This is a genomic window from Nocardia jiangxiensis NBRC 101359, assembly GCF_000308615.1.
In the GTDB taxonomy this organism is placed as follows: Bacteria; Actinomycetota; Actinomycetes; order Mycobacteriales; family Mycobacteriaceae; genus Nocardia; species Nocardia jiangxiensis.
This window is the reverse complement of the sequence record NZ_BAGB01000167.1, coordinates 1-20,385: the sequence shown is the minus strand read 5'-3', so window position 1 is coordinate 20,385 and position 20,385 is coordinate 1. Positions and strand designations below refer to the sequence as shown.

The window sequence follows — 20,385 nt, the reverse complement described above, 5'->3', positions numbered from 1 at the left end:
AGCAGTGATCAAATCACTACTCACCCACGAGTTCTGGCAGAACTCGACTGCGCCAGGCCGCCTCATTCACGACAGGACCACATCATGACCGACTACGCCGCACTCGACCCTCACACACCTGTCATCGTCGGCGTCGGGCAATCCTCCGAACGCCTCGACGACCCGCAGTACCGTGCCCGTTCCGCAGTCGACCTCGCCGCGGACGCCGCCCGGGCCGCACTGACGGACACCGCTGCGGACATAACCGCGATCAGTGCGGCGATAGACACCGTCGCCGGCGTGCGGCAGTTCGAGATCTCCACTCCGGGTGCTCGCGCACCGCTGGGCAAATCCGACAACTATCCGCGTTCTGTGGCGAACCGAGTGGGCGCGGCACCCCGGCGGGCAATCCTCGAGGTCAGCGGCGGTCAGTCTCCGCAGCACCTGATCACCGAATTGGCCGGCGCGATCGCCGACGGCGATACCGAGGTCGCGCTGATCTTCGGCTCCGAGGCCATCTCGACTACCCGGCACCTGGCCGAATCTCCGGACAAGCCGGATTTCACCGAGACGACCGCCGGGAGTCTCGAGGACCGGGGTTATGGCTTGAAGGGACTGAGCTCCCGGCATCTGGCCGCACACGGACTCACCGGTGCGCCGAGCCAATATGCCTTGTTCGAGAACGCCCGGCGGGCCCGGCTGAAGCAGTCACGCGAGGAGTACGCCTACGCGATGGGCGAACTGTTCGCCCCGTTCACCAAAGTGGCCGCGGCCAACCCGCACGCCGCCGCGCCGGTAGAACGCGATGCGGCCGAACTGTGCACACCGACCGAACGCAATCGCCTGATCGCCGAGCCCTACACCCGATTCCTCGTCGCCCGCGACCAGGTCAACCAGAGTGCCGCCGTAGTGCTGATGTCGATCGGCGCGGCACGGCGACTCGGTGTGCCGCAGAACCGCTGGGTATTCCTGCACGGTCACGCGGACCTGCGCGAACCCGCGCTGATGGACCGCGCGGATCTTTCGTCCGCGCCGACGGCGGTGTGTGCGATCCAGCACGCGCTCGAGGTCGCCGAGATCGGCCTGGACGACATCGCCACCATCGACCTCTACAGCTGCTTTCCCATCGCGGTATTCAATATCTGCGACGGTCTGAACCTGGCACCGGACGACCCCCGCGGCCTCACCGTCACCGGTGGCCTGCCGTTCTTCGGAGGTGCAGGCAACAACTACTCGATGCACGCCGTCGCAGAAACGGTCGCCCGCCTGCGCGCGGAACCGGGTGCGTTCGGCCTCGTCGGCGCCAACGGGGGCACACTCAGCAAGTACTCCGCCGGGATCTACTCCACAACCCCAGCACAGTGGCGTCGCGACCGCAGCGCCGAACTGCAGGCCGAGATCGATGCGTGGGCGGCACCCGCGCAGGCACCGCAGGCTGACGGCTGGGCGACCATCGAGACCTACACGATCAAATACGGCAAGGGGGCGCCGACCGGCGTGGTGATCGGGCGACTCGACGCCGACGACCGCCGGTTCGTCGCCAGAACTCAGACCGGCGACCAGGAGATCCTCGATCACCTCGGCACCGGCGAACCGATCGGCACCCGGGTCTACGTGCGTTCGTTCGGTTTCGGCAATCGCGTGACCACCACACGGACCAGAATGGACGAGCTGTTCCCGGCACGTCCGGCTGTGTTGCGCGACAACTACGACCATGTGCTGGTCCGCCGTAACGGGCACCTGCTGGAGGTGACGATCAACCGCCCGGAGGCGCGCAACAGCCTGCACCCGGCGGCGAACGAAGAACTCGACGAGATCTTCGACGCCTACTTCGCCGACCCCGACCTGTGGGTGGCAATTCTGACCGGCGCAGGTGACAAGGCATTCTCCGCGGGCAACGATCTGGTCTACTCCGCGTCGGGAAAACCGATGTGGGTGCCCAAGAACGGATTCGGCGGACTGACCAGCCGCCGCTCGATGACCAAACCGGTCATCGCCGCCGTCAACGGCTTCGCGATGGGCGGCGGCTGCGAAATCGCGCTGGCCTGCCATCTCGTGGTCGCGGACGAGACCGCGAAGTTCGCGCTATCCGAGGTGAAGGTCGGGCTGGCAGCCGGAGCCGGCGGGCTGGTGCGCCTGCCGCGCACCGTGCCGCCCAAAGTGGCCACCGAGATGATCCTCACCGGCCGGCGCATCGGCGCACACGAGGCACAGTCCTACGGCCTGGTGAACCGCGTGGTCGCTTCCGGCACCGCGTTGGAAGGAGCGCGGGCACTGGCGGAGGAGATCCTCGATGGCAGCCCTACCTCGGTCCGGGTCTCGCTGCAGATCATGACCGAGACCGCCGGCATCGCCGCCACTCTCGACGCCGTCACTCATCCCTCTCCAGCACTCGACGAACTGCTGCTCAGTGAGGACAGCGTAGAAGGCATAACCGCGTTCGCGGCCAAACGCCGCCCGAGCTGGCGCAATCGGTGATCAGACGCCCCGCCCTCGGGCGGGGCACTTTCTACGAGTCGGGGCTGGGCACAAGGGTTTTGCGGCGGCCTCTGACCGACCGGCCCCACCGCACCGCGGTCTCGGCCTCGATCCGTTCCTGGTGAGCATCATCCAGGTTGTCCGCGCCTCACATCATGCGTGAACGCTGTCGATATTTCACCCGTCCCCAGGCAGCCCTGTCACATAGTTAAGATAGTACTATAAGTAAGCGAAGCAAGACACGCCTCGATGCGTCGTGGGAACGACCCGTCGAACAGCTCAACTCGAGCCCGACGCACCCAGTGGACAGGAAGCAAATATGCAGATCAAGGGAAAGAACGCGGTCGTCGTCGGCGGCGCGTCCGGGATGGGCAGGGCCAGCGCGCAGGCTCTTGCGGCGGCCGGCGCGAAGGTCGCGATCCTCGACCGGGAAGCCAGTGACGGCAAGAAGATCGCCGACGAGATCGGCGGCATCTTCCACGCCATCGACATCACCGATTTCGAGGGCGCCGAAACCGCACTCGCGGCGGCGATCGCCGAGCTGGGCAGCCTGCACATCGCCGTCAACACCGCGGGCGGCGGCACCGCGAAGAAGACTCTCGGCCGCAGCGGCCCACACGATCTCGAGACGTTCCGTCAGGTCGTCGACCTGAACCTGGTCTCCACGTTCAACCTCAACCGCCTGCAGGCTTCGCATATGAGCAAGAACGAGCCCGAGGACTCCGAGCGCGGCGTCATCATCAACACCTCCTCGATCGCCGCCTTCGAAGGCCAGATCGGTCAGGTCGCCTACACCGCATCGAAGGCGGGCATCGCGGGGATGGCGCTGGTGATGGCCCGGGATCTCGGCCCGCTCGGCATCCGGGTGCTGGCCATCGCGCCAAGCCTGTTCGCCACCGGCGCCACCGCCGCCTTCACCGACGAACAGGTCGCGCCGCTGGTGGAGGACGCCGCCTTCCCGAAGCGGATGGGACGCCCGGAAGAGTACGCGAAGCTCGCGCTCGCCATCGTCGACAATCAGATGCTCAACGGTCAGTGCCTGCGACTGGACGCCGGCCAGCGGTTCGCGCCCCGCTGATCCCACCCGCACCAGCTAGGAGATTTCCATGCCGTTGGCACTGACGGACGACCACCTCGCCATCTCCGAGGCCGTCCGATCCTTCCTCACCGACCAGAAGGCGCACGACCTCGCGCGCCGCTTCCTCGACGATCCGGTAACCGACGCCTCGGCGCTGTGGAAACAGCTCGCTGACCTGGGCTGGCTCGGGCTGCACCTACCGGCCGAATTCGGTGGCGACGACTACGGGCTGCCCGAACTGGCAATCGTCGCAGAGGAACTCGGAGCGGTGGTCGCTCCCGTGCCGTTCATCACGACCGTCGCCGCCTCATCGCTGCTGGCCGCATTCGGTGCCGATGCCGCCAAGCGGGCACTGCTGCCCGGTTTCGTGGACGGCTCACGGATCGCCGGACTCGGCCTGCGCGGTGCGCTCGTCGCCGACGACTCCGGTGTGTTGCGTGGCGATGCCGGTCATATCGTCGGCGCGGGCGCGGCAAACCTGCTGGCGGTGCGGGTCGGAGACGACATCGCACTGGTCCGGTCCGACGCCGACGGCGTGGACTCCCACACCGTGGACGCGCTGGACCCCACGCTGCACATCCGCAACGTGACACTGCGGGAGGTCGTCCCCGAGGCGCTGCTGCCCGGCGCCGCCGACGCGGCCGCCCGCACCGCCCGGATTCTGGGTGCGGCCGAGGCCGCGGGGGGCGCGCGGGCCACCCTCGAACACGCGCTCGGCTATGCGAAGGTGCGTGAGCAGTTCGGCCGTACCATCGGCTCGTTCCAGGCGATCAAACACCACCTCGCCAATATGCTGGCCGGTTCCGAACTCGCGGTGGCCACCGCATGGGACGCCGCGCGCGCGGGCGTACACGGCGACCAGGGCACCCTGACCGCGAACGTCGCGGGCGCGATCGCCTACGACGAGTACGTGCGCAATGCGGAGAAGAGCCTGCAGATCCACGGCGGGATCGGCTTCACCTGGGAGCACGACTGCCACCTGTATCTGCGCCGCGCGCAAAGCATTCGAGCACTGTTCGGCACGGTGGATGCCGCCTTGGACGCGGTGTACGCGAGCGCGCTCGCGGGGGTGCGCCGCGAATACGCCGTCGACCTGCCGCCGGAGTCGGAGCAGTTCCGCGCCGCGGCGGCCGCGTTCGTTGCCGAGTTGAGCGCCGCGCCCGAATCCGGCCGCCGCCGGATGCTGGTCGATTCCGGCTATCTGATGCCGCACTGGCGCAAGCCTTTCGGCCGCGAGGCCGGTCCGGTCGAACAGCTCGTCATCGACGAAGAGTTCGCGGGCGTGCCATTGCCCAACCTGGGCATCGGCGCCTGGGTCACGCTGACGCTGAGCCAGCACGGCACACCCGAGCAGATCGAGCGGTGGATCCGGGCGAGTCTGCTCGGCGAACTGGTCTGGTGCCAGTTGTTCTCCGAACCCGGTGCGGGGTCGGACGCGGCCGCAGTGAGCACGCGGGGCGTGCGGGTCGAGGGCGGCTGGCGGGTGACCGGGCAGAAGGTGTGGACCTCGAACGCGCAGAACTGCAATCGCGGTCTGGCGACCATCCGGACCGATCGGGACGCGCCGAAGCACAAGGGCATCACCGCGATGGTGATCGATCTGCAGGCACCGGGCGTCGAGGTGCGGCCACTGCGGGAGATCACCGGTGACGCGGTGTTCAACGAGGTGTTCTTCGACGACGTCTTCGTCCCGGACGCCGACGTCGTCGGCGAGGTGAACAACGGCTGGACCGTCGCCCGCGCCACCCTCGGCAACGAACGCGTCTCCATCGGCGGCATGGCACACGGCCGCACCCCCTTCGATCTGATCGATCTGGTCCACGTCGGCGGCGACAACCCCGCCGCGGTACGCGAGGTCGCGGGCCTGCTCGCCACGGAACAGGCACTGCGGGTGCTGAACCTGCGGCATGTCGCGCGGGCCGTCACGGGCGCGGCCCCCGGTCCCGAGGGCAGTGTCACGAAGATGCTCTCGGCCGAGCACCTGCAGCACACGGCCGAGGCCGGTATGCGCCTGGCCGGCGAGGCCGCGGTGACCGGCCAGCTCCCGGAGGTCGGCCGCGACTATCTGTTCGGCCGGGCGCACACCATCGCGGGCGGCACGTCGGAGATCAACCGCAATGTGATCGCCGAGCGGCTGCTCGGGCTGCCGCGCGAGCAGATCGCACGCTGAGCGCGGTTGTCACGAGATCGGCTGTGCCCCGGCATCATTCGATGCCGGGGCACACATCGAGAATGCCACCGATTCGCCCACAAGTATTACCTAGTAATATACTAGAACTATGTCCAGCACTCTCGAGGCCGGCGTGGCCGACCCGCCGCGCGGTCCCCGCCCACCGCTCGGGCGCATCCTCGACCTCGAGCAGGTCGACGCCGACCTCTACCTCGGCCGCTCCTACAACGACGCGGCCCTGCGCATCTACGGCGGACAGGCCGTCGGCCAGGCGCTGATCGCCGCGGGCCGGACCGTCACCCAGGAACGCCGGGCACACTCGCTGCACGGCCATTTCATCCACCCCGGCAACCCGCGCGAGCCCGTGCTCTACCACGTCGAAAGAGTCAGGGACGGTGGAAGTTTCACGACCCGCTCGGTTCGGGCGACACAGGGCGGGGTGACCATCTTCCTGCTGACCGCATCCTTCCAGCGGCCCGAGCGAGGGTTCTCCCATCAGGCCCTGGAAACCGCCGCACCCGCACCGGAAGAGCTTCCGGAATTCGACGATTCGGTAGACCCGGACTATCTGGCCGAAGCCGACTGGCTGCCACACCTGCGCGCGAATATCGCAGTCGACTTCCGATTCCCGGAAGAGTATCCGCGAATTGCCAACGCACGCGGTGAATCCCGTCCACCACGCCAGCGCGCCTGGGTCCGCACCAGCACCCGGCTCGCCGAGGACCCCCTGACCCAGGCAGCGGGCTTCGCCTACACCTCGGACCTGTTCCTGCTCTCCTCCGCGCTCCCCCCGCACGCCGTCACCATCGACGAACCCGGTATGCAACTGGCCAGCCTCGATCACTCGGTATGGCTGCACGAGGATTTCCGCGCCGACGAATGGCACCTCTACGAACAGGAAGGCCTGTGGACCGGTGGTGGCCGCGGACTCGCGCGCGGCCACCTCTACGACCGCAACGGCGTCCTGGTGGCCAGCACCATGCAGGAGGGCCTACTGCGACTCGCTGCCTCTCGCCTGAGGAGTTGACGTGACCGATCCACTGACCGCCCGGCTCGCGGCCGCCATCGCCGCCCCGGCGTCCGACGACGCGTTCGATCCGGTCGCGGCACTCGCGGATGTGCTCGGCCCGCTGGGGATGTCCGTCGGCGACGCCGGTGGTTCGGTGACATTCCACGGCGCCGACCCGATCGTGCCGAGCACGCTGCGTTTGGGCGGTGCGGCGGCCATCGCGCTGGCGGCCAAATCGGTGGCAGTCGCGAAGTTGTGGCGGACGCGAGGCGGAAGCGATCAGGACATCACCGTCGATCTGCGCTCGGCTCCACGACGGTTGTGCCCGATGTACGAGAAGAAGTGGGAACTGCTCGGCGGATATGCCCCCGGAATGAGCGCGATCGCCGGCAACGGCCTGAGTCTCACCTTCCACCGGACCGCCGACGACCGATGGATGATGCCGGTCAATCTCTACCCCAAATTGAACGTCGCGGCGCAGCGGCTGCTCGGGACCCCCGACGACCGCTCGGCGGTAGCCGCGGCCGTCCTGCGGTGGCAGGCGAGCGAACTCGAGGCCGCCGCCGAAGAGGCGGGTGTGGTGATTCCCATGGTCCGCAGCGCCACGGAGTTTCTCGACGAACCCCACTACCGTGACGTACTCGCGACCATGCCGCTGATCGAGATCACCAAGATCGGCGACAGTGCCCCCGAGCCGTTCGCCACGGGAGTTCGCGAACCACTCCAGGGTATTCGCGCACTGGGGATGGGACACGTCATCGCCGGCGCCGGGGCGGGACGCGCTCTGGCTCTGCACGGCGCGGACGTCCTGAATCTGTGGCGCCCCAACGAAATCGAGCACGACGCCACCTATTGCACCGCCAACGTCGGCATGCGCTCGTCGACCGTCGACCCCTACTCCGCGGACGGCGCGGCGCGGATCCGGTCACTTCTGAATGACGCCGACGTATTCTTCGCGAACCGCCGCCCCGGCTACCTCGACAAGATCGGGCTGTCCGGATCCGAGGCCGCACAACTACGGCCCGGCATCGTGCACGCGACGGTATCCCTGCACGGCGAGCGCGGCCCGTGGGCGCACCGTATCGGATTCGATCAGGTCGCCGGGGCCGTCAGCGGGATGATGGACCTCGAGGGCGCCGACGGCAGACCGTCGCTGCCGCCGATCGGTGTGGTCAACGACTACATCGTGTCCTGGCTGCTGGCCGCCGGCATCACCGAGGCGTTGATGCGCCGCGCTCGGCACGGCGGCAGCTACCGCGTCCATGTATCGCTCACCCGGGTCGCGGCCTGGGTCCTCGGCCTCGGCATCTTCGACAAGGACTACGCCCGTCACACCGCGGGCGTCGGCGAGCTCCACGCGTACCTTCCGCCGCAAACCTTCACCGCCGACACGCCGCTGGGCCCGTATCAGGGCGTCACCGACCAGGTGGTGATGTCGCGGACACCCGGTCGTTACCGCACAGTTCTGGTCCCCCGCGGATCGAGCCGACCGGAGTGGCTGCCACGCAATCACGCGAACTGAAAGTCATTGATATGAGCGAAAACTCCGTACGCATCGCGAATTTCTCCGGCTACCTCGGCGACCGCTTCACCGCCCTGAGCGAAGCACTCGCCGGCGATCCGGTCGACGTTCTCGTCGGCGACTATCTGGCCGAGATCACGATGGCCGCCGTCTCCGCCGGCTTCACCTCGGATCCCAAGGCCCTCGGCGGCTTCTTCGCCAAGTACTTCCTCGATCAGCTCCGCCCGCATCTGCGCACGATCGCCGGACGCGGAATCAAAGTGGTCGTCAACGCCGGCGCGTTCGATCCGGAGGGGTTGGCCGACGCGGTTCGCGCCGAAATCGACACTGCCGCAGTTTCTCTCGCCGTCGCGCATATCGACGGCGATGATCTGCTCGACCGTCTCGACGAACTTCGCGATGCCGGGCACTCGTTCGGACATCTCGACACCGGCGAACCATTCACCGGGGAGGGCGAGAATCCGTTGGCGGCCAACGCCTATCTCGGCGGCTGGGGTATCACCGCGGCCCTCGCGGGCGGCGCGGATATCGTCATCTGCGGCCGGGTCACCGACGCCTCCCTCGTCCTCGGTCCCGCGGCCTGGTGGCACGACTGGACTCCCGACTCGTGGAACGAACTCGCCGGCGCGGTGGTGGCCGGCCATATCATCGAGTGCGGTGCGCAGGCCGTCGGCGGCAATTTCGCGGGCTTCACCGCGCTGCCGCGATTTCTCACTCCAGGTTTCCCGATCGCCGAGATCGCCTGTGACGGAAGCAGTGTCATCACCAAGCACAGCACCGACGAGGGCGCGGTCACCGTCGACACCGTCACCGCGCAACTCGTCTACGAGATCCAGGGCCCCCGTTACCTGAACCCCGATGTCACAGTGCATCTCGATGCGGTCGCACTCGAGCAACTCGCTCCGGACCGGGTGCGGGTGCACTCCGTCGCGGGTTCTCCCCCGCCGCCGACCACCAAGGTGTCGATCTTCACCCCGGGCGGGTACCGGATCGCCATCAACACCTACCTGACCGGCCTGGACATCGACGCCAAATTCGACCTCCTGGTCGCCCAACTCCAGAGCCTGACCGCCGGCACCGAAATCGACGACCTCGCCGTGTCGCGTCTGGGACAACCCGTCGCCGATCCGCAGGATCAGAACGCCGCGACCGTCTGCGTCCGGATCGCGGCCACCGCGGCCACCCGAGAGCCGCTGTTCCACCTCCAGCGATCCTTCAATGCGCTGGGCCTGAGCAGCGTTCCCGGATACATGGGCGGCGACTCCACCGGGCCGAAACCGATCGTCGAATACTGGCCGGGCCTGCTCCCCCAAACTGCGCTGCATCATCGAGTCGTCTTCGGCAACGGCGACCAGCAGAGCATCTCCCCTCCAGCGAAGACCGAGCAGTTCACCGGCCAGCCCGTCCACGAGGAACCCGGTGCCTACGAGCCGGGACCGACCGAGCGAGTACCGTTGGGGCGCATCGCCTTCGCGCGCAGCGGTGACAAGGGCGGCAACAGCAACGTCGGGATCTGGACCGATAATCCGCAGGCCTGGCCGTGGTTGCGATCATTTCTGAGCACCGAACGCCTCACCGAATTACTGCCCGAGGCCGCCGCCGGGACAGTACTTCGCCACGAATTCCCGCATCTGCGCGCCGTGCATTTCGTACTGCCCGGACTACTGGGCCGCGGCGGCTCGAGCAACCTCCGGCTCGACAGCATCGGAAAGGCGGTCAGCGAATATCTGCGCGCCCGCATCGTCGAGGTCCCCGTCGAACTACTCGACCATCACTGAACCGCCCGACCACGCTGGCTGGATGCCCTGCAGGTGGTCGAATCAGCGCTCGGCCCATTCGAGTGGCAGTGAGGTCAGACCGAGCTGACCTGCGGCCTCGAAGAGTTCGGATTCGAGGCGAGGCGGTATTCGCGCAACCTGCCGAGGCGGATCTGTCACGCCCGATCGCTGACTCGAACGTGGCGTCCCCGCTGGAAAGAAGCCTCGCCACGGACGGGTTTCCCGTCACGGTCGGTATTGCTAGCTCGGCGCCGAGAACGTGCGGTCCGGCGGAGCGGCCGTCAGCCGTCGTCGGCGATACGCTGGGCATTGTCGAAAGGTGAGCGCATGCTGCCTGTGTTCGTGCACATGCCGAGTGGATTACCTGCCGCTGATGGTCGATGATGATCCGCTGCGGACCCGCCGGGACGTGAGTATGCCCGTCGCGGTGGATTTGGGTGCGTCCGGGTTCGAGGATGCCGAAGAGATCGGTCGTGGCGGTTTCGGTGTGGTGTATCGGTGCACGCAGGTGGCGTTGGACCGGACGGTGGCGGTGAAGGTGCTGACCGGGAAGTTGGGCGAGGACGATCAGGCGCGGTTCTTTCGGGAACAACGGGCAATGGGCCGGCTGACCGGGCATCCGAACATCGTGACTGTGTTGCAGGTGGGTGTCACCGCGAGCGGACGTCCCTATCTGGTGATGCCGTATCACCCGTTGGATTCGTTGGACGCGTGGATTCGTCGGCAGGGTGCGATACCGGCCGAGACCGTGTTGTCGGTCGGGGTGAAGATCGCTGGTGCGCTCGAGAGCGCACACCGGCTCGGGATCGTGCATCGGGATGTGAAGCCGGGAAACATTCTGCTCACCGATTACGGCGAGCCGGCGCTGACCGACTTCGGTATCGCGCGCATCGCCGGCGGATTCGAGACGGCTACGGGCATCCTGACCGCATCTCCGGCGTTCACCGCCCCGGAGGTACTCGGTGGCGATGCCCCGACACCGGCCGCGGATGTCTACGGTCTAGGTGCGACCCTGCTCTGCGCACTGACCGGGCATGCCGCGTTCGAACGCCGCAGCAGTGAGCAGGTGGTGGCTCAGTTTCTGCGGATCACCAGCCGGTCGGTGCCAGATCTGCGCGAGAGCGGCATCCCCGATGACTTGTCGGCCGTGGTGGAATCGGCGATGAACCGAGAGCCGCGGAAGCGGCCGTCGGCGGTGGAGGTAGGAGAGGCTCTCCGGCAGGTGCAACGGCACCACGGATACCGGGTTGACGAGATGGCCGTGCACGGCAAGGCCGTCGCGGCCCCCGGGCCGCGGGACCACACGCCGCCGATGCGGGATCACACGCCACCGCGCGCTGCGGGTAATCGCGCGAGCACCGGTCAGCTGCCGCTCGAGTTGACCAGTTTCGTCGGCCGCCGCGCCGAGACGTCGGAGATCAAGAACCTGCTGTCGGTGTCGCGGTTGGTGACGTTGGCCGGGATCGGTGGTGTCGGCAAGACGAGGCTGGCGTTGCGGGCGGCGTCGAATGCTCGACGCGATTTCGCCGATGGGGTGTGGGTGATCGAACTCGCCGACGTGCACGATCCGGCGCTGCTGGTCGATGTCGTGGCGGCCGGTATGGGTCTGAGGGATGATTCGGCCCAGCCGATGCTGGAAGTGTTGCTCGAGTTCCTGCGTTCCCGGGACGTGCTGCTCGTTGTGGACAATGGCGAGCAGGTCGTGGAAGCGTTGGCGAACCTGGTCGAGACATTGTTGTCGGCTAGTCCTGGCCTGCGGATTCTAGCCACCAGCCGCGAGCCGTTGGGCATCGCCGGGGAAGCGGTGCTGCGGGTGTCGCCGCTGACCGTTCCGAGCCCCGACGGTGAGCCGACACTGCGGGGACTGCCCAAATACGACGCGGTGACGTTGTTCGCCGATCGCGCCGCGGCGGCTGTGCCAGGTTTCGAGGTCACCGAGAACAACAAGACCGCTGTGGCAGCGATCTGTTCCCGACTGGACGGGTTGCCGCTGGCGATCGAACTTGCCGCGGCTCGGATGCGTACCATGTCGCCCGAACAGATCCTGGCACGGCTGACCGACCGGTACGCGCTGCTCACCCGCGCGAGCCGCACCGCGCCGCAGCGACAACAGACGCTACGGTGGTGTATCGACTGGAGTTACCAGTTGTGCACGCCGGACGAGCAGCGGCTGTGGGCCCGCTTGTCGGTATTCGCCGGCGGCTTCGAACTCGACGCCGCCGAGCAGGTGTGCGGTGCCGACCCGGCCCCGGAGAGCATGCTGGACGCGTTGTCCTCCTTGATAGACAAGTCGATTGTGATCCGCGAGGAACCGGATGACGCCGTGCGTTTCCGGATGCTCGAGACCGTGCGCGCCTACGGGCGGGAACAGTTGCAGCAGACCGGAGAGTTCCAGGATCTGTGTCGTCGGCACCTCGACTGGTACCAGCGGCTGGCGCTGGATGCCGAGGCCGGGTGGATCAGTGACCGCCAGCGCGACTGGCTGGCCCGGCTCGAGCGCGAGCAGCCGAACTTCCGGGAGGCGCTCGAGTTCTCCATGTCCGACGGGAGCGCGGCCTCGGCCGAGGCCGGGCTGCGCATCGCCACCGCGCTGTGGATGCTCTGGAGCTTCCGCGGTCTGTTCGGAGAGGGTCGACGCTGGTTCGATCGTGCCCTCGCGCACCCCACCGCGCGTTCGGTTCCCGACCGTATCCGGGCGCTCTATGCCAACACCATCATGGCGGCAGCGCAGCGGGACTTTCAGTCGGCGGCTGCCTTACTGAAACAAGGGCGCACACTCGCCGAGCAGGATCGCAGTCCCATGAACGAGGCGCTGCTCGACTACGCCGAGGGCAGCCTGGCGCTGTTTCGAGACGAACCTGCTCGCGCAGTGTCCTTCTTCGAGCGTGCCGTCGAGGTATTCAGCTCGAACAGGCGAGGACACCTGCACATTGCTGCCTTGATGTTGCTCGGTTGGGCACACGCGCTGCAGGGCGATGCACGGCGTGCGCTCGAGTATCACGAGCAAGTACTTTCGATCACCGAAGCGTGCGGCGAATCGCTGTTTCGGTCGAGTGCGCTGTGGGGGTTGGGCATTGCCGTATGGCAGCAAGGCGAGCGGTCCCACGCACAACAGTTGCTGCGGGAATCGTTGCGAGTCAACCAGCGCATGCGCAGCCCGGTCGTCGCGGCGTTGGATCTCGAGGCGCTGGCCTGGACTGTCGCCGATGGCGATGGCGAGCGCGCGGCCGTGCTGATGGGTGCCGCGGAAAGTCTGTTGCGGTCCAGCTCTGGTGTTTCGACTTCTTTCCCGGAGCTATCCCACTTTCGCGACGGATGCGAGCACGCGGTGCGTCGTGCGCTCGGTGACCGACGATTCGATGCGGCGTTCCAGCGCGGCCGGGTCATGGAGATGAACGCCGCAGCGGCCTACGCGCTCGGGGAGCCGCCAACCGCCGGCCCACGCAGTGCAGAACTGACATTGACCAAGCGTGAACTGCAGGTCGCAGACCTTGTTGCCCAAGGACTCACCAACAAGCAGATCGCAGCAAAGTTGGTGATCTCGCAACGCACCGCCGAAGGCCACGTCGAACATATCCTGGTCAAACTCGGCTTCACCTCCCGCGCGCAGATCGCGGTCTGGATCGTGGACCAGGCCAAGCAAGATCAGCGAACCTGAAGATCATCGGCCAGAGCATCCACGCCGCGGGTGGTCCGAAGTTGCCGAGACGACTTCTGGGCCGTCGGCGGCGAGAACGACCGTGCCGGAACCGGTTTCGAGGACCGCCATTCAGATGACGGCCGACCGAATTGGATCCGATGCCGGTATCGCATATTCGACCAACACAGCGACTGTGCGAAATTCCCGGTCCGAGTTGGTGGTCGGAGCGGCCTCACAGTTTCAGTTCAGAACCGACGGGAGAACCGGGAGTAAAGGTGACCTGAAGACCGATGAAGCCGTTCACCACGGCGATCGAAGGATAGGGCTCCGCAGCGGTCACGACATAATCCGGCATCCGGCGCAGCACCTCTTCGAGCACGATCCGGGCTTCCGACCGCGCGAAATGTGATCCGAGGCAACGATGAATCCCCAGGCCGAACGACTGATGCTTATTGGGGAAGCGATCGAGGATCATCTCGTCGGGATCGTCGAACACCTCGGGATCGAAGTTCGCCGACGACCAGGACACGAACACCCGCTCGCCCGCGTCGATCTTCTCACCGCCGACGGTGCACGACCGGGTCGCCGTACGCCCCAGACCGGCGATCGGCGAGAAGTACCGCAGGAATTCCTCGACCGCCTTCGGGATCGACTCGGGGTCCGTACGCAACAGATCACGCTGTTCCGGATTGCGGTACAGCCATTCCAGCGCGTTACCGATCAAACTTCCGGTCGTGTCGACACCGCCGAAGATCACGAGCGTGATGATCTCGATCAGCCGTTCATCGGACAGCGGTTCGCCGTTGATCCGTGCGTGCACCAGATGAGAGAGCAGGTCGTCGGCGGGCTCCGCACGGCGTTGGGCGATAACCTCGTTGACCTGACCGAGAATCGTCAGGAGATTGGCCAGGGCCGCGTTGTTCTCGTCCGTTCCGGGTGTGGAATGGATGATCGAGTGCGTCACATCGGAGAACACCCGCCAGCCATCGAGCGGCAGACCGAGCAGAGCCATGGTGAAGATGGCCGGCACCGGCGAGGCGATGTCGAGAATCACGTCACTGCGGCCGGACTCGATAATCGAGTCGATGCAGTAGGTGGTGGCCTCCCGGACGAAGGGCTCCCACTTCTTGGCCTCCGCGGGCGAGAAGTAACCGGTGAGGAGCTTGCGGTACTCGAAGAACTCCGGCGGATCCATTTCGATCGGAACCTGCCGCATCGGACCCACCGGGATGGTGGCCCCGTTGTGGGAGCCATCGGGCAGTTCGTGATACGAGGAGAAGGTCTCGTCATCGCGCACGACCTCCGCGACGTCCGCGTACCGGCTGACAACCCAGTACCCGCCATGCGCATCGGTATGCGCGACCGGGCAGCGCTCGCGCAGGTCGGCGTTGATCCGCCGCCAATCCCTGGCATATTCGGTCGAATGATGATCAAAAGAAACATTGGTCATGGGGAATCTCCACGTGCTGTGATGAGACGACGCCGGAGCGTGTCAGCGGATGATCTCGACGGCTTGCTCCGGGCAACTCGCGGCGGCCGCCACCGCGGCATCGGCGTGCTCGTCCGGCACGAACTCGTTCGCGGCGATCGAGTATCCGCGTTCGTCCAGATCGAACAGATCGGGCGCGGTGGCGGCGCACAATGCGTGCCCCCGACACCGCTGGGGATCGACGTCGACCCGCACAGTTCCTCCTTCGCGGATGATCCACGCCACTGGCGCAGTGTGATCAGGGTAATACCGACAATTATCGTCCGCAATAGATTCTCCAAACTAACTAGGTAAACCATCGGATCAGGAGCAGGAGGTGGTATCGGTGGCGAAGACGTCACGGCCGAGGGCCGGTCGGCCCAGGGATCCCGACATGGAGGAGCGAGTGGTTGCCGCAGCGTTGCAGGAATACGGCCGTACCGGATGGAGCGGTTTCACGATGGACGCGGTTGCACGCCGCGCCGGCGTCGGCAAGTCCACCCTGTATCTACGCTGGCAATCGAAGGAAGCGCTGATCCGCTACGCAATCGAGCAACATTCCAAACCGCTCACCTTCACCGACAACGGTTCGCTGCGCAAGGACGCCACGGCGCTGGCCGCCGGCCTGATGCGGTACTTCCTGTCCCCCGCGGGATGGGCGTCGCTCCGCATCACGATGGACGAAGCCGCGGAACCCACCGGTCTCGACAACGTGCACGCGTACCTCGTGACGATGCACCGCGATGCCGCAACCGCTCTGTTCCAGCGCGCGATCGAGCGCGGCGAACTCGCTCCGGACGCACCGATCCGGACCATCACCGAGGCGCTCTACGGCACCGTGCTGATGCACATCCTCGCACTCACCGCGGCCGAACGCGCCACTGCGGCCGAGCATATCGAGGACAACGTGGCCCCGATAGTCGAGCTGCTGCTCACGACGATCACCGCCACCACACCCGACACCACCCGAGCCCAAGCCAGACGAGCAATATTCGGCAAACTCTAGGCACGGCTGCGAGCTGCAGAGCGACGACGTGCGCGACGGTCGACCGGGCCCCGAACGGGTAACCACCCACCACTGCCTACAACTTGGTAATCTAAGTTATCTATGTGTTGTGGATACAACCACGGGCACTCACGCGGTACGAGGAGAATGAATGAGCGTCACGATCGACGTATCCGAGCATGCTGCCATCGTCACCCTGCGTTGGCCCGAGCGTCGAAACGCCCTGGGACCACAGGAAGCCGACGAAGTCGCGGACGCCATCGACACCGCGGCCGGCAGCGGCGCCGCCGCGCTGGTGCTGACCGGAGAACAGGCATTCTGCGCCGGGGGTGATCTGCCCTCGATCCTGTCGGCGATCGACGGCGCTACCCCCGCGGACGTGGAAAGCATTGTGTACGAGCACTTTCAGAAGCTCGCCCGGGCCTTGCGCGGATGCCGCATTCCCACGGTCGCCGCGGTGAACGGCGCCGCGATCGGTCTCGGACTCGACCTCGCCCTGTGGTGCGATCGGCGATTCGTGGCCCGGTCGGCGCGGCTGGGCCAGGGCTGGGCCCGGATGGGGCTGATTCCAGGAACAGGCGGTGCCGCACTGCTCGAGCGGCTGGCACCCGGTCTGCTCTGGAAATTGCTGGGTACCGACGGAGAACTCACCGTCGAAGAAGCCGCCGCACACGGCATCGCGGAGGTCGTCGAGGATCCCGTCGCCACGGCGATCGAGTTCGCGACGGCGCTCTCGCGCGCGGGAACAGCGGCCCTGGCCGGGTACGTCCAGCTCGCCCGAACCGGACTGCCGGACGAGGTGTATCTCCGCGATTGTGCACGGCTGCAGTCCCACCGGCTCACCTCGGCCGACTTCGCCCGTCGAGTGGAGCGCTCCGGACTGAGCGCCAAGAAGGCCTGACCGACGCACACGTCCGGGGGCGGAACCCTCAGCCGCGCGGCGTGCCCCGGTTCTGCGCGCGGCCCCGGTCGATGACCGCGGCGCGGCGATCGGCGACCCTGGACGGATCGAACTCCGTCATCCAGGCTCGCGATGTCGCGTCCTCGACGGTCAGGGCCGGATCGACGAGATGCTCCTCGGCGCGCTGGTACGACTCGAGCAGGGTCCGGACGCCGGCCTGATCGTTGCCCACCACCGAGACCGCCACCTCCATCGCGGTCGGCAGCAACTGGTCGTGCGAGACCACCTCGGTCACCAAGCCCGCGCGCAGCGCGGCCGTGGCATCGACGAAGTCTCCCGACAGGCTCATCCGGCGGGCGAAGCCACGCCCCACCGCAGCGGGCAGCCGGGCGGTGAGGCCCCACCCGGGCAGCACCCCGACCCTGGCATGGGTGTCGGCGAATCGAGCACGCTCGGAGGCGATGAGAAAGTCGCAGGCGAGGGCCAGTTCGAGGCCCCCGGTGACAGCCGCACCGTTGACCGCGCCGATGATCGGCTTCGACAGCGGGCGCCACGGATGTCCCACCGGAACCTCCACATCAGCGATCCGCGCGGCGTTGTCGCCGGTCGCGCCGAGTTCGCGTAAGTCCAACCCCGCACAGAACGCCGGATCCGTACCGGTCAAGATGATCACATCCACCCGATCGTCGCTGTCCGCGGCGGCCAGTTCACGTCGCAAAGCCTCGATCAGACTGCTGGTCAACGCATTTCGCGCGGCCGGGCGATGCAGGGTGAGAATGCGGACCCCACCGCGCTGTTCGGTGAGCAGGATCGGCTCCGCTGTCGCTTCGGTCATGTGCACTCCTCGGTGAGTTCCAGCCGGGTGGACACGAATCAGCCTACCCACAACCTGTTAATCTAGGTTAGATATGTATGGTGAGCGCATGCCCACATCTCCCGAACCGCTGATCGAGGTCGAACAGCCGAGAGACGGCGTCACCGTCCTGCGGCTCAATCGACCCGCCCGACTGAACGCCATGACGGTCGAACTGGTGGACGCGCTGCACAGCGAACTCGATCGACTCGCCGCCGACAACCGGTGCCGCGTGGTCGTGCTGACCGGCGCCGGCCGCGGTTTCTGCGCGGGCTTGGACCTCGGCGGATTCGGTGAGGTTCCCGGTTCGGAAGAACTGGGCCCGGTCCAATCCTCGATGATGGTGCAGACCCGGATCGCCACACTGGTGCAGAAGATCCGGCGGCTGCCCCAGGTGTTCGTGGCGGCGGTCAACGGCGCGGCGGCGGGCGGCGGGCTCGCTCTGGTGAGCGCCTGCGACATCCGAATCGCCTCCGACAGTGCGGAATTCGCGGTCTCATTCATCCGCGTGGGCTTCTCCGGTTGCGATATCGGCACCTCGTGGATGCTGCCACGGCTGGTGGGAGCGGGCCGGGCTCACGAGCTCATGCTCACCGGACGCCGTTTCGATGCGCAGGAGGCGTTGCGCATCGGTCTGCTCGCCGATGTCGTTCCGGGTGAACAGCTACTCGAACGAACCGACGCCGCGATCGACGCACTACTCGCCGCGCCGCCGATGTCGCTGGCCTTGACAAAGCGCGGCATGTGGCTCGCGCTGGAGATGCCGTCACTGGACACCGCGATCGAGATGGAGAACCGGCAGCAGGTGCTCACCAGCGCGACAACGGACCAGCCCGAGGCGATGGCAGCGTTCATCGAACGCCGCACCCCCGTCTACGGAAACCGGTGAGCGCCATGACAAACGAGAATCCCGTTGCGGTCGTGTCCGGCGCGGGCCGCGGCATCGGTCGCGCGATCGCCGTGCGTCTTGCCGCCGACGGCTTCGACATCGCCGGCACCTGGAACCGCGACGAGGCGGCGGCCGAAACAACGACGAAACTGATACGGCAACTGGGTCGACAGGGTCGCATGTACCGGGTGGATGCCGCCGACCAGGCCGCGACGGCCGCTTTCGCCGAATCCGTGACAGCAGACTTCGGCCGGGCCGATGCCCTGGTGCACAATGCGGGCATCGCCAGCCGGGGCCGTTTCGTCGCCGATACCGATCCGGCCGAAGTCGTGCGCGTCCTGTCGGTGCACGCCCTCGGTGCCTTCTATCTGTGCGCGGGCCTGACGCCGTTGCTGCGAACGAGCGGACGGGGCGCGGTCGTACTGATATCCAGTGTCGCCACAACCAATCCGAAGGAGGGCGGCGCGCCGTACATGATGGGCAAGGCCGCGCTCGAGGCACTCGGCCGGACCTTGGAACTCGAAGAACGAACACACGGCATCCGGGTCAACATCGTGGCCCCCGGATTGGTCACCACCCAGATGGGCGACCGTCTCGCGCATGCCGTGACCGGAGCCGAGAATGCCGCGAGCCTCGATGCCGGAATGCCGTTCGGCCGGGTCACCCGACCGGACGATGTTGCGGATCTGGTGTCGTTCCTGGTCTCCGAGCGGGCCGCCCAGATCACCGGCCAGCGTATCGAAATCCACGGCGGCAGAGCACAAGTCGGCCCTCGAGCCATGCCCTCGTCCGCCCTCTAGGCCAGAAGTGATATATTACTAGGTACACCTCGTGTGCTGGACATTGGCCCGGCCACGCCGTGCACGAACTGCGGTGTGAACGACTCGAAGGAGGCATCGACTTGACGGTCGAGATACCGGTTGGCCTCGTTGCCAGAGGACCGGCCGAGCCCACTCCCCCGCGTCGACCTGGATCCGTTCGGCGCACCTCGACCATCGATATGCGATGGCCCGCGGGACCGGGAACCCAACTCCGGCTCGTCGGACGCGCACGAGATCTGTTGACACCCAGCAACGGTGGCGATCCGGTGGTGCTGCGCGAAGACACCATGCGGGCGGGTATCAACTCCGCCACCCGCACGATCGAACAGATCGAGGCGCACCCCACTCGCCCGAACGTGACGAAACTGATCGGCTCGCGAGGCGGCGGAAACTCGCGTGCGGCATTGGCCGAGGCGATGGCCGACGAGGCCGCCGCGGGAACCCCGCTGTACCTTCTGCTCGACGACATCGCCGGCGCCTCCCTCATCGCCGGATTCGCCTACTCCCGCTGGATCGACCGCGACCTGCTCATGCAGGAGATCAGCGCCCGGCCCGTCCGCGACATGACCGGCATCTGCACGGGATTCCAGCCCGGCTCCGGCGCCCTGATGCCCGACGGCTCCTCCAAGTGGACCCACCAGGTCCAGCCCGTGCAGCCACTCCCCCTCGGCGGCGATCCACTGAGTTGGCATGCGCTGGAAGAGATCACGGATATGGCCATGCGCCGAGCCCGCCGTATCGACGTGCACGTGGGCGACGTGATCACCATCGACTCGATGTTCCAGGACAGCTC

14 protein-coding genes and 1 pseudogene are annotated in these 20,385 nt (G+C 66.8%); 12 read left to right on the top strand and 3 right to left on the bottom strand.

Going from position 1 to position 20,385, the window contains the following annotated elements; all coding sequences use genetic code 11:
• Positions 1-84: 84 nt before the first annotated feature.
• From ON40_RS41005 to ON40_RS40975, 7 genes are all read left to right on the top strand, one after another.
• Complete coding sequence (locus ON40_RS41005) at positions 85-2,457, top strand: acetyl-CoA acetyltransferase (protein WP_040831013.1); 2,373 nt, start codon at positions 85-87, stop codon at positions 2,455-2,457.
• Positions 2,458-2,776: 319 nt separating this feature from the next.
• On the top strand, positions 2,777-3,535 hold the full coding sequence (locus ON40_RS41000; protein WP_040831012.1) for an SDR family NAD(P)-dependent oxidoreductase: 759 nt from the start codon (positions 2,777-2,779) through the stop codon (positions 3,533-3,535).
• Between the two features lie 28 nt (positions 3,536-3,563).
• Complete coding sequence (locus ON40_RS40995; RefSeq protein ID WP_040831011.1) at positions 3,564-5,705, top strand: acyl-CoA dehydrogenase family protein; 2,142 nt, start codon at positions 3,564-3,566, stop codon at positions 5,703-5,705.
• 109 nt (positions 5,706-5,814) lie between these two features.
• On the top strand, positions 5,815-6,732 hold the full coding sequence (locus tag ON40_RS40990) for an acyl-CoA thioesterase (RefSeq protein ID WP_051194387.1): 918 nt from the start codon (positions 5,815-5,817) through the stop codon (positions 6,730-6,732).
• A 1-nt stretch (position 6,733) separates the two neighbouring features.
• On the top strand, positions 6,734-8,236 hold the full coding sequence (locus ON40_RS40985) for a CoA transferase (protein ID WP_174435113.1): 1,503 nt from the start codon (positions 6,734-6,736) through the stop codon (positions 8,234-8,236).
• Between the two features lie 11 nt (positions 8,237-8,247).
• Positions 8,248-10,014, top strand: coding sequence for an acyclic terpene utilization AtuA family protein (locus ON40_RS40980; RefSeq protein WP_040831009.1), 1,767 nt, complete (start codon positions 8,248-8,250; stop codon positions 10,012-10,014).
• 373 nt (positions 10,015-10,387) lie between these two features.
• Complete coding sequence (locus ON40_RS40975; protein WP_040831119.1) at positions 10,388-13,672, top strand: protein kinase domain-containing protein; 3,285 nt, start codon at positions 10,388-10,390, stop codon at positions 13,670-13,672.
• A gap of 214 nt (positions 13,673-13,886) precedes the next feature.
• Here the strand turns inward: ON40_RS40975 and ON40_RS40970 are convergent, their stop codons facing one another.
• Entirely contained in the window at positions 13,887-15,104 is a 1,218-nt protein-coding gene (locus tag ON40_RS40970; protein ID WP_040831007.1) for a cytochrome P450, read from the bottom strand.
• 42 nt (positions 15,105-15,146) lie between these two features.
• Positions 15,147-15,338, bottom strand: coding sequence for a ferredoxin (locus tag ON40_RS40965; protein WP_040831118.1), 192 nt, complete (start codon positions 15,336-15,338; stop codon positions 15,147-15,149).
• A 178-nt stretch (positions 15,339-15,516) separates the two neighbouring features.
• Between ON40_RS40965 and ON40_RS40960 the strand changes: the two genes are divergently transcribed.
• On the top strand, positions 15,517-16,128 hold the full coding sequence (locus ON40_RS40960; protein WP_051194386.1) for a TetR/AcrR family transcriptional regulator: 612 nt from the start codon (positions 15,517-15,519) through the stop codon (positions 16,126-16,128).
• A gap of 151 nt (positions 16,129-16,279) precedes the next feature.
• Entirely contained in the window at positions 16,280-17,029 is a 750-nt protein-coding gene (locus ON40_RS40955) for an enoyl-CoA hydratase/isomerase family protein (protein ID WP_051194385.1), read from the top strand.
• Between the two features lie 28 nt (positions 17,030-17,057).
• Here the strand turns inward: ON40_RS40955 and ON40_RS40950 are convergent, their stop codons facing one another.
• Positions 17,058-17,864 carry an enoyl-CoA hydratase gene (locus tag ON40_RS40950; protein ID WP_040831006.1) on the bottom strand — a complete coding sequence of 269 codons (807 nt, stop codon included), beginning with the start codon at positions 17,862-17,864 and terminating at the stop codon, positions 17,058-17,060.
• Positions 17,865-17,952: 88 nt separating this feature from the next.
• On the opposite strand from ON40_RS40950, the gene ON40_RS40945 reads away from it, so the two are divergent.
• From ON40_RS40945 to ON40_RS40935, 3 genes and pseudogenes are all read left to right on the top strand, one after another.
• Complete coding sequence (locus ON40_RS40945) at positions 17,953-18,771, top strand: enoyl-CoA hydratase/isomerase family protein (RefSeq protein WP_040831005.1); 819 nt, start codon at positions 17,953-17,955, stop codon at positions 18,769-18,771.
• 5 nt (positions 18,772-18,776) lie between these two features.
• The gene (locus tag ON40_RS40940) at positions 18,777-19,571 is read left to right on the top strand and encodes an SDR family NAD(P)-dependent oxidoreductase (RefSeq protein ID WP_051194415.1); all 795 of its coding nucleotides are present in this window, start codon (positions 18,777-18,779) and stop codon (positions 19,569-19,571) included.
• 260 nt (positions 19,572-19,831) lie between these two features.
• Positions 19,832-20,385 (top strand): annotated as a pseudogene (locus tag ON40_RS40935) (DUF2889 domain-containing protein); the annotation flags it as partial.